Annotated in this window: 6 protein-coding genes; 4 read left to right on the forward strand and 2 right to left on the reverse strand. The window is 43.0% G+C overall.

Annotated features, from left to right (window positions below):
* Together VF500_RS24095 and VF500_RS24100 are read right to left on the reverse strand one after the other, a co-directional pair.
* Positions 1-1,726 (reverse strand): glycoside hydrolase family 127 protein (locus VF500_RS24095; RefSeq protein WP_330862114.1); only part of this gene is annotated, 1,726 nt, incomplete at its 3' end.
* Between the two features lie 28 nt (positions 1,727-1,754).
* On the reverse strand, positions 1,755-4,124 hold the full coding sequence (locus VF500_RS24100; protein WP_330862115.1) for a beta-L-arabinofuranosidase domain-containing protein: 2,370 nt from the start codon (positions 4,122-4,124) through the stop codon (positions 1,755-1,757).
* A 348-nt stretch (positions 4,125-4,472) separates the two neighbouring features.
* Here VF500_RS24100 and VF500_RS24105 point away from each other — a divergent pair, with 348 nt between their 5' ends.
* The 4 genes from VF500_RS24105 (at position 4,473) to VF500_RS24120 (ending at position 10,991) form a co-directional block, all read left to right on the forward strand.
* Positions 4,473-7,499, forward strand: a complete 3,027-nt coding sequence (locus tag VF500_RS24105) for a SusC/RagA family TonB-linked outer membrane protein (protein ID WP_330862116.1) — start codon at positions 4,473-4,475, stop codon at positions 7,497-7,499.
* Positions 7,500-7,524: 25 nt separating this feature from the next.
* A complete protein-coding gene (locus VF500_RS24110) occupies positions 7,525-8,922 on the forward strand; it encodes a SusD/RagB family nutrient-binding outer membrane lipoprotein (RefSeq protein WP_330862117.1) in 1,398 nt (465 codons plus the stop codon).
* A gap of 122 nt (positions 8,923-9,044) precedes the next feature.
* Positions 9,045-9,983, forward strand: a complete 939-nt coding sequence (locus VF500_RS24115) for a dihydrodipicolinate synthase family protein (protein ID WP_330862118.1) — start codon at positions 9,045-9,047, stop codon at positions 9,981-9,983.
* A 6-nt stretch (positions 9,984-9,989) separates the two neighbouring features.
* The gene (locus VF500_RS24120; RefSeq protein ID WP_330862119.1) at positions 9,990-10,991 is read left to right on the forward strand and encodes a 4-hydroxyproline epimerase; all 1,002 of its coding nucleotides are present in this window, start codon (positions 9,990-9,992) and stop codon (positions 10,989-10,991) included.
* Positions 10,992-10,994: the final 3 nt, after the last annotated feature.

Consider the following 10,994-nt stretch of genomic DNA (forward strand, 5'->3'; position numbering starts at 1 on the left):
GGCTGTCCTTGTTGTCAGGGCCTTCAAGGCAATAAACAATAGGGCCGCGCTCGAAGGCAAATCTGCCCCTGTCGTCCTTAACCTGCGGGTTAGCCAGCACTTTTTCAGTTTCCATTGGTAATAAAAGGGAAACTTTATCGCCTTTTTTCCAGCTGCGTTTCAATACTGCATAACCTTTTTCGGTTTCAAATGATTTTGCCTGCCCGTTGATCATCAGCGTAAGCGGGAAGGATTTTTTATCCATAAAGGTGTACAGATCGCCCGGTACAGGTTGTTGCTTAGCCCAACCCGGAATGCGTACCCTCAAAGTAAATTCGCCGGCTTTATCTGGGTTAACGGTAATATCAACCCTGCCTTTCCATGGGTAATCCGTTTGCTGTACAATGTTCACGTTGCCCTCGGTAAGTTTGATATTACTTGAGTTGCTCATGAACAGGTTAATGTACAGGTCGTTATTATTTTTAGCATAAACGTAACCCGGCAATGAAGGTAAAAAGCGGGTCATGTTGCTGATACAGCAGGCACAGCTGATCCAGGCACTGCGCTGATGCTGGAACATGGAAGCCAGCGGGTTTGGGTAAAAGAACCTGTTACCGCTAAGCGATACGCCCGAGAGCAGGCCATTATAAAGTGTTCTTTCCAGCACGTCGATATACTTTGAATCGCCGTGCAGCAAAAACATCCTGTTGTTCCAGTAAACGTTGCCAATGGCTGCACAAGTTTCGGCATAGGCCGACATGTTAGGCAGCTGATACGCATCGCCAAAAGCTTCGCCGGCACCGGTTGCACCAATACCGCCGGTTATGTACAGTTTTTTAGTTACTACATCACTCCAGATATCATCAATAGCTGCCAGGTATTGGGTATTACCTGTCAGCGCGGCAATATCTGCCATGCCGGTGTACATATAAGCGGCGCGTACGGCGTGACCTTCGGCTTCATGCTGGTCAACTACTTTTTTGTCAGCCTGGTTGTAAGCATCGCCTTTAGGACCGCGAACATCTAAAAAGAATTTAGCCAGGTCAAGGTATTGCTTGTTGCCGGTAACCCGGTACATTTTTGACAGACCGATCTCCACTATCTGGTGACCCGGGTATTCTTCAATTTTACCCGGTCCGAAGGTTTTAACCAATAGGTCGGCATTTTTTATGGCGATGTTAAGCAGCGTGCGTTTACCGGTTGCCTGGAAGTGTGCAACGGCTGCTTCATACAGGTGGCCGCAATCGTATAACTCATGGCTCAATATTTCTTCGTTGACCCAGCGTTTGTCGCCTATCCATTCATGTGGTTTTTTAGCGTTAACCGTCCTGAAAGTATATAGGTAACCATCAGGCTCCTGGGCTGCACCGATAATCGTGATGAGGCTATCAATGGCTTTATCAAGCTGAGGGTTCTTTTTGTTTTGCATGGAATAAGATGCACCCTCAATTGCCTTGTATACATCGGTATCATCAAACGGAAACTCGCTTAATTTGTCGCCATCCAGTTTTTTTGCTGCACGTAAAAAGTTATCCATGCGGCCATTGGCTTTACATTGCGCCAGTACATACGGAATGGTAACTGTAGCATTTACCTCCATTTTAGGCTGCCAGAAGTTATCATTTACATGTACACTGGTAAATGCAACCGGCTGGATGGGATAATCCTTCTGTTGAGCCAATAATGGGCTTGTGAGCGCTGCCAACGACAGGGAAAGGAAACAGGCCGTTTTTTTTGTATTGATCATGATCTTTAATTTCTTTGTTGATTATTGCTTAGTTTTTAACCATCCGGCTGCCATAAACAGGGCCTGCACTATTCTCTTTTTGCGGCAGCAGTTTTACGGTAACTTTTTGTTTGCCTTTTGTTAGTTCGATAGGAAGGGTATAGCTGATATCATAAAAGCGGCTTTCCTTGTACTGGTTCAGATCTTCGGTAGCCAGTTTTACGCCATCAATCAGGATATCAAATTTTCTGCCGCGGTTATCCATGCCCCAATAGCTGTTGATGAGGGTATTTTGAGCATTGGCATCAACCTTCATTTCGTATTGCAGGTAGCCGCCGTTCTCTGTCGACCGCCATTTCTTTTGGTGGTCTTCGCCGGTAATAGCGTTTTCACCGCTGAAGTTATGGTCGCGTTCTGGTTGCATTTCACCTATCCGTAAAATATCCATGGTACGGGCTTCCAGCTCCTGTTGTTTTTTCTTTTGCTCGTCGTAAGCTTTTTGCTGTACAACCCAGGTCTGTGGTGTGAATACGTCCCAATAAACCGAATAGTATTCATTTTGGGTTTGATTGAAAGGGATCAAAGTAACTTCTTCAGGCTTTGAAATATTCACCGTGCGGAAGCTTAACTGTTTTTTATCAACCATCTGCAGCCACTGGTTAGGATCGGTTTCGCTGGTCACAAACACAGGAACACCTTTCAATGGATCAGGCTCGGTATTGCCCAACACGCCTGCAAGCAATACAGGGCCGTAAAATACGGCGCGCCTGTTGGCATTATCGGGCATAGCTTCGGTATAAAGCTTTTCGGGAGTTGTAAATTCAATTTTATCGTTGTTGCTCCATTTACGGTTTAAAACGATATAACCCTGGTCGTCGGTAGTTGCATTTTGAATTTTTCCGTTGATGCTGATGGTAGCGTTATTAGTCCATTTTGGTTTGCGGATGCGGATAGCCAGCGTAACCAGCTTTTTGGTGTTCACTGTAAATGAGATATGATCATCATTAGGGAAACTGCTTTCCTGCTTTACCGATAAACCTTTTGATGTCCAGTTAAGCACCGATGGAATGAATAGGTTAACATATAAGCTGCCGTCAGCACCTTTAAAATAGATGCTTTCGTTGTATTTAACGTGGTTTTCCATACCCGAGCCAACGCAGCAGGTAAAATCATCAAACGGTGTACTGTAATGTTTGGTTCCACCCATCCTTAGCGGTACAAAATAACACATCATGCCGTCAGCGTGATTTTGAGAGGCAAGGATATGGTTATACAATGCTTTTTCATAATAATCCATCAGCATCGCAGATGGCTCAACTGCAAACAAATGCCGGGTTAATTTCAGCATGTTGTAAGTGTTGCAGGTTTCGGTGGTGTTTTCGGTAAGCTTATCGTTCAGCTTGTCTGCATCGCTCAGGTATTCATAATTACTGTTACCGCCCGTAGCATAAGAATGGTGGTTAACTATGGTTTCCCAAAAGAAATCGGCAATGACTTTGTCCTTTTTATCGCCGGTAAGCTCATACCTGCGTGCACTCGCTATAATTTTAGGGATCTGGGTGTTGGAGTGTTTGCCCGGCAGTATATCCTGTTTTTGCGACAGCGGATCAAGGATCTTTTTATCATAAAATTTGTACGATAGCTCCAGGTATTTTTTATCGCCGTTTATGGAGTAAAGATTGACCAATGTTTCGGCCATGCCGCCGTATTCGCATAGCAACATTTTTTGCAGCTTTTCGTCATCAAGGTTTTTGATGGTTTCGCCTGTCCAGTCGGCCATGCCTTTACAGACTTTTAAGGCCTCTGCATTATTGCAATATAAATAAGCATCAAGCAAACCTGCCATAACCTTGTGCACCGTATACCATGGCGACCAGCCGCCGTTCAGGTCGAAACCGCGTGAACGGATATCGCCTTTGGCAACCTCGGCCCAAACGGTATCTTCTTTTGGGATGGCACCTACGTAACCGGTTTTACGGGCTACCTGGCATTCATCAAGTTCTTTAACTATATAGTTTACACGTTTTAAAAATTCAGGGTTACGGGTTGATGCATAGTGCATGGAAATGGCCGACAGGTAATGCCCCATGGTATGGCCGGCCAAACCTGATGATTCCCAGCCTTCATACATTTTACCTTTGGGTTTGAGGCCCGAATGTGAGCGGAAGGCCGAAAGTAACCTGTCGGGTTCTATAGATAATAAGTAAGAGGCATCAACCTCCATGGCTTTTTTAAAAGGGCTCGCCAATAATTGAACATCCTTTAAATTAAATGAATAAGCTTTAACCGGAACCACCGGTTTTATTTTTATACGGGTGTCGTTCCATTCGGGTACGTAGGATTGCGCCTGTATTGTTTGTGCCCCGGCTAAGCAGGCCACAAGGCATAAGTTCAATTTAAACCACTTTTTTATGAGCATGATAATAGTTGTGTAACTGTAAGAATAATTATCAACTAAATTAGTGTGCTTTACACAATTATTTTAAATGATATTTTGCAGTTGATAGCAGGATTTTATCCGTTTTTTTAACGCGTTGGCCTTTTAAAGTAAGTTTCTTAACGGTATTGTCAATTAACTGTCAATATATTAACGCTTTAACAGCTTTATACATAAATATAATATCAAATTAATGCTATTGTAACAGGAATGTTAAGATACGGGTAGTATTGGCAAATTTCATAAAAAAATAAGGGGCGGTGTGCGGATAGTTTTACGTGTCTGAAATACAGCGTGTAATAAATAGTCTTTAACCCCAAAATTTAATTTATGAAGTTTAAACAATTACTAAAGAGGTTCATTTTGCCTTTACTAAGTGTGTTTGTGTTTTGTTACAGCACTTACGCACAAACGGTAACACTAAAAGGAAAGGTAACCGACGAGAAGGGCGAGCCTATAGCCGGCGCTTCTGTTAGAATAAAAAATACAAGCACAGGCTCTGTTACCAATGCCGGTGGTTTGTTCAGCCTTAATTATACCGGGCAAGGAACATTAGTTGTAACTGCCATTGGGTTTACCGGGCATGAAGTTAAGTTAACTGGCCAAACGCAAGTTAATGTAGCTTTAGTTGAAGACAATAAGGTGCTTAACGAAGTTGTTGTTACCGCTTTGGGTATAAAACGCGACAAAAGGATACTAACTTACAGTACCCAGGAAATTAAAGGCGACGCGCTTGTGCAATCAAAGGAACCCAACCTGGTAAATGCCTTAGCTGGTAAAGTAGCCGGTGTGCAGGTAACAAGCTCATCGGGTACGCCGGGAAGTTCGGCAAGGATCGTAATCCGTGGTGGATCTTCAATTTACGGTACTAATGAGCCTTTAATGGTAATTGATGGTGTGCCGGTTGATAACGCAGAAACAGGTAATCTTAACTCAGGGCCGGGAACTAACCGTATTGCCGATATTGATCCATCTATTATAGCCAGTACCAACGTATTGAAGGGCGCAGCTGCTACCGCGCTTTATGGCTCAAAAGGAGCAAATGGCGTTATTATCATCACAACTAAAAGCGGTGGCCTGAATAAAAAGCCACTTATAACTTTTACATCTGATTTTTCTTTTGAAAATCCATTATTGCCGCAAATTCAAAGCAAGTATTCGCAAGGCACAAACGGTATTTACTATGATGGTGTAAATCAAAAAACAAGCACTTCATGGGGAGCCGAAATGGATACCCTGAAAATAAACGGGCAGCCTGCAAAAGTTTATAACCAGTCTGATCTGTTCTTTAAAACCGGGCATACTTATAACAATACTGTAAACATAGGCGGTGGCAATGACAATTCCGCTTACCTGGTTTCGTACTCTAATTTCAACCAGCAGGGTACAGTACCAACAACCAAATTTTTGCGTAATACATTCTTTGCGAAATATAGTGCGCAGGTGCTTAAAAACCTGAATACTACTTTTCAATTAAACTATTCCAATTCGCAAAATGACAGGTTGCCGGAAGGTTACGCGTTGGAAAGCCCGGTTTGGACTATTTTTACAGCGCCGGTCTCGTATAATTTGCAGCCTTATTTAAATGCCGATGGTACCCAGCGTTTATACCGTTTTTCCAGGAATAACCCATATTGGGTGTTGGATAACATCAAAAACCATTCGGGCGTTAACAGGTTTTTACCAACTTTTACTGCCGATTATAAACCCCTGTCATGGTTAACCATTACTGAAAGGTTTGGCGCCGATATTTACACTGAAATGGACAGGTACCATGAATCAACCCAATCGGTATCAAATCCTAATGGCAGGCTCGTTGATCAGAATATTAACTATCGTCAGTACAACAACGACCTGTTGATCAGCGCCAATAAGCAATTTGGTGATTTTAATGTAGATGTTGTATTGGGTAATAACCTGATCTCAAACTATAATGAATATACCTATGCAAACGGCGTTGGCCTCACTGTACCTGGTTTGTACAACATGGCTTCGGCATCAACTGTTACTTATAAAGAGAATTCTTCCTTACAACGCAAAGTCGGTTTTTACCTGCAATCAAATATCGAATATAAACGCTTCCTGCTATTATCGTTAACAGGAAGGTATGATGGCAACTCGGTACTATCAAAAGATCATAGCTTTTATCCGTATGGCTCTGCCGCTGGTAGCTTTATCTTCTCAGAATTTTTCAGCCCGGAATTTTCTAAAGTAATGAACCTGGGTAAAGTAAGGGTTTCATATGGTACTGTTGGTAATGATGGCAACATCGGTGCATACAGTTTATTAACACCATATAACAGCGCAACTATACGTAATATTATATTCCCTTATGCAGGACAGGCCGGCTTTTTGAAAAGTGATGTACTTGGTAACCCCAATCTGAAAAACGAACGTATCAACGAGTTTGAAGCAGGACTTGAAGCTGGTTTTTTTAATAATCGTATCAGCCTTGAAGCCTCATTCTACAGCAAAAAAACAATTGACGGCATTATTTCACAAGTGGCCCTTGCTCCGTCAACAGGTTATGCTTACACAAGTGTGAATTCGGCTATAATGCGTAACAGGGGTATCGAAATTTTGTTAAATGTTACGCCAGTAAAGAGCCGCGATTTTAACTGGGACCTTACCTTGAATTTTACTCGTAACAGGAACAAAGTACTTTATCTTGATAAAAACCTTTCAATGATTACCAATACCTTTACCAATGTTATTGTTGGGCAGCCTTATGGTGTTATATATGGTACCCGTTACGCCCGTAACGCGGCTGGTAAATTATTGATTGATGATTCTGGTTTACCGTATGCCGATGATACACAAGGCATAGTAGGTAATATTAATCCTAACTGGCTTGGTGGTATCAACAACAATTTCAGGTACAAACAATTTAACTTCAGTTTCTTTTTTGATATCAAACGCGGAGGCGATATCCAGAACAACGTTGATGGCTATGGCTATTTTTATGGTACACCAAAAGTTACCGAAAACCGTGGCTTAAGGGTGGTTGATGGCGTAAATGCTACTACCGGTCAGCCAAACACCATAGCTGTAAATGGACAGGCTTATTATCAGCGTGCAAACGGCGTTTTAGAATCTGTTGTTCAGGATGGCAGCTACGTAAAACTGCGTAACGTAAGTTTAGGCTATACTTTAAAACCATCATGGTTAAGCAAAAGCCCCTTTAAATCAGCAACATTTAGCGTAACCGGCCGTAACCTTTGGATCCACGCTCCGCATTTTACCGGCGGCGACCCCGAAGTTAGTTCGTTTGGCTCACAAAACGGGTCACAAGGGATCTATTCATTCTCGACCCCAACTTCAAGATCAGTTGATTTTAGCCTGAAAGTTACCCTGTAATTTAAATCATTAATAAGAAATTGTCATGAAAAATAAATATATAACGTTAATAACATGCGCGTTGGTAAGCTTTACGGGCTGTAAAAAATACATTGATGTAAACCAGGACCCCAACAGGCCTGTAGATGTGAAGGAAGCGCAGGTCCTTGCCCCGGTAGAAGCAGCCATATCACAAAACATTACCGCTGCCGGCGGTGGTAATCTTGCAATTGTATTACAACAGTACCTACAGGTCATAGCCTTAAACCAGGTACCGCCAAACTTTGGTACTTACCTCATGTATCACCAGGATATGGATGGCGACTGGTATAATTTTTATACGCAGGTAATGAACAACCTTGTTTTGCTAAACAAAAAAGCAGAGGCCGATGGCAACGCCAATTATGCAGGTATATCTAAGATCTTGCTTGCCTACACACTTGGCTCGGCAACCGATGCCTGGGGCGATGTGCCTTACTCAAAAGGCTTTCAAGGTATTGCTAATGTTGCCCCTACTTATGATAGCCAGGAATCTGTTTATGCGCAGATCCAAACCCTGCTGGATAATGCTATTGCTGATATTGCCAAAAACACAGTTGCAGTACCCACGGGGGATGATTTTTACTACACCGGCGATATGAAGAAATGGAAAAAGGCTGCTTATACATTAAAGGCGCGTTATTATATGCACTTGACCAAGGCTCCGGGGCATACAGCAGCAGCGCAGGCGCAACTGGCCCTTACTGCTCTTGAAAACGGTATGGCGAGTAATGATGATGATATGAAAATGCCTTTCAGCGGTGCAGCAGGTGCTGAAAACCCATGGCAGCAAAACTTTTTGCCGGGTTCAACGCTGGTACTGGCATCAACCTTTGTTGATGGTTTTGCAACCAGGAAAGATCCCCGCGTATCAAAAATGGTAGCTCCTGCAATTGAAGGTGGTTTATATACTGGAAGGGTGATCGGCTCGGACGATATTGGTAGTTTGGAATCATATTCATTAGGTGGTGCTTTTTATGCAAGTGCAAGCTCAAATAACTATATTGTTACTTACTCCGAAGCGTTATTTTTAAAAGCTGAAGCTACATTTGTAATATCCGGTGCTACTGCAGCGCAACCGGTTTATTTACTGGCGGTTAAATCACACATGTCGAAACTGGGTATTGCCGATGTTGATGTAACCAAGTATTTGGCTTCGAGGGGAACATTGACCAGTGCCAACGCCATGCAGCTGATCATTGAGGAAAAGGTTGTAGCTAACTTCCTTTCAATGGAAAACTATACCGATTGGAGGCGTACAGGCTATCCGGCGTTAACCAAGGTTAAAAATGCCTTGTCGGATATTCCGCGCAGGGTGTTGTATCCTCAGTCGGAGATGACTGCAAACCCGCAGCCGCAGCAAAGTGCTAAGCTTACCGACAGGGTTTGGTGGGATGCACAATAGGCGTTATTTAGCAGGCAACTTGTCCGTAAGTGGCATTATATGTTAAAATACGGTTAGTGTCTGCTAAATTGTTAAATAAACGATAATAAGTACTATTTTAATTTTGTGAAAAATAATATACAATGATAAATTTTGATTGGAAAGGCGTACTCCCTGCAGTAACTACTAAATTTACAGATAATGACGAGCTTGATTTTGATGCTTTTGATATAAACCTGAACGCCCAGCTTGAAGCCGGTGTTGACGGATTTATATTGGGCGGCTCATTAGGCGAAGCAAGCGTTTTAAGCGATGATGAGAAATTCGCTTTGCTTGCCCACACTGTTGAGTTTGTTGAAGGAAAAGTTCCTGTTATATTAAATATTGCCGAGCAAACTACCAAAGCGGCTGTTGCTTATGCTCAAAAAGCACTTGATAAAGGAGCCGACGGCCTGATGTTATTGCCACCGATGCGTTACAATAGCGAAGCCCGCGAAACCGTTGCTTACCTTACAACTATTGCAAAAAGTACCGAACTGCCAATCATGATCTACAATAATCCTGTTGATTATAAGATTGAAGTTACTTTAGATATGTTTGCCGAGCTTGCTGCTTATGATAATATCCAGGCAGTAAAAGAATCAACCCGTGATGTATCAAACGTTACCCGTATGATCAACCGTTTTGGCGACAGATACAAGATCTTTACCGGTGTTGATCCGCTGGCTATGGAAAGCCTTGTGATGGGTGCTGATGGCTGGGTTGCAGGTTTGGTTGATGCTTTCCCTAAAGAAACCGTTGCCATTTATCGTTTGGTTAAAGCAAAAAGGTATGATGAGGCTTTGACTATCTACCGTTGGTTTTTACCTGTACTTGAGCTGGATATTCATCCTAAACTGGTACAGTACATTAAACTGGCCGAAGTTGCAACCGGTATAGGTACCGAAAATGTGCGTGCGCCGCGTTTACCATTAATTGGTGCTGAGCGCGAAAAAGTTCAAAAAATTATAAATGATGCACTTGCTGTAAGGCCTGAATTGCCTGTAGGCAGCTGGGGTAAATTAACCGAAGTAGCGTTATAATAACATATGGCAAGTAAAACATTCTTTTGTGTTGACGCCCATACCTGTGGCAATCCTGTAAGGTTGGTGGCCGGCGGCGGTCCTACGCTTAAAGGGGATAACATGAGCCAAAAACGTCAGCACTTTTTAAAAGAGTACGACTGGATCAGGACAGGCTTAATGTTTGAACCCCGTGGCCATGATATGATGTCGGGCAGTATCTTGTATCCGCCTCATGATCCGGAAAATGATGTTGCTGTTTTGTTCATTGAAACCAGCGGCTGTTTACCCATGTGCGGTCACGGAACTATTGGCACCATCACCATAGCTATTGAGGAAGGGCTGATCCAGCCTAAAACCCCGGGTATAGTACGCATGGAAGCACCTGCCGGTCTTGTGCTTATTGAGTACAAGCAGGAGGGCAAAAAAGTAACCTCTGTAAAATTAAGGAACGTGGCAGCTTATCTTGCAGCGACTGATTTACAGGTTGAATGCCCTGATTTAGGTGCGCTTACCATTGATGTATCATACGGCGGTAACTACTATGCTATTGTTGATCCTCAGCCTAACTTTAAAGGCATTGAAGATTATACCGCAGGACAGCTGATAGCCTGGAGCCAGGTGCTGCGTAAACGCATCAACGAAAAATATCAGTTCGTGCATCCGCAGGATCCTACTATCAATACCTGTACTCATATCCTTTGGGCAGGTGCTACACTATCGGCAGATGCAACTGCCCGTAATGCGGTATTGTATGGCGATAAAGCTATCGACAGATCTCCTTGCGGAACCGGTACTTCGGCCCGTATGGCGCAATGGTTTGCCAAAGGTAAGTTGAAAGTGGGTGAGCCTTTTATTCACGAAAGTATCATCGGCAGTAAGTTTATTGGTAAGGTTGAGGATGTGGTTAAGATCAATGATTTTGATGCCATTATACCGAGTGTAGAAGGCTGGGCTAAAGTTTACGGATACAACACCATCAAGATAGATGATGATGATCCTTATGCGCATGGTTTCCAGGTGATATAACGT

The sequence above is a fragment of the Mucilaginibacter sp. genome, from assembly GCF_036383575.1.
Lineage (GTDB): Bacteria > Bacteroidota > Bacteroidia > Sphingobacteriales > Sphingobacteriaceae > Mucilaginibacter.

Bases quoted from the DNA above. Each gene is read 5' to 3' on its own strand.
- VF500_RS24100 (WP_330862115.1), bottom strand. From the start codon at position 4,124: ATGCTCATAAAAAAGTGGTTTAAATTGAACTTATGCCTTGTGGCCTGC.
- VF500_RS24105 (WP_330862116.1), top strand. From the start codon at position 4,473: ATGAAGTTTAAACAATTACTAAAGAGGTTCATTTTGCCTTTACTAAGT.
- VF500_RS24110 (WP_330862117.1), top strand. From the start codon at position 7,525: ATGAAAAATAAATATATAACGTTAATAACATGCGCGTTGGTAAGCTTT.
- VF500_RS24115 (WP_330862118.1), top strand. From the start codon at position 9,045: ATGATAAATTTTGATTGGAAAGGCGTACTCCCTGCAGTAACTACTAAA.
- VF500_RS24120 (WP_330862119.1), top strand. From the start codon at position 9,990: ATGGCAAGTAAAACATTCTTTTGTGTTGACGCCCATACCTGTGGCAAT.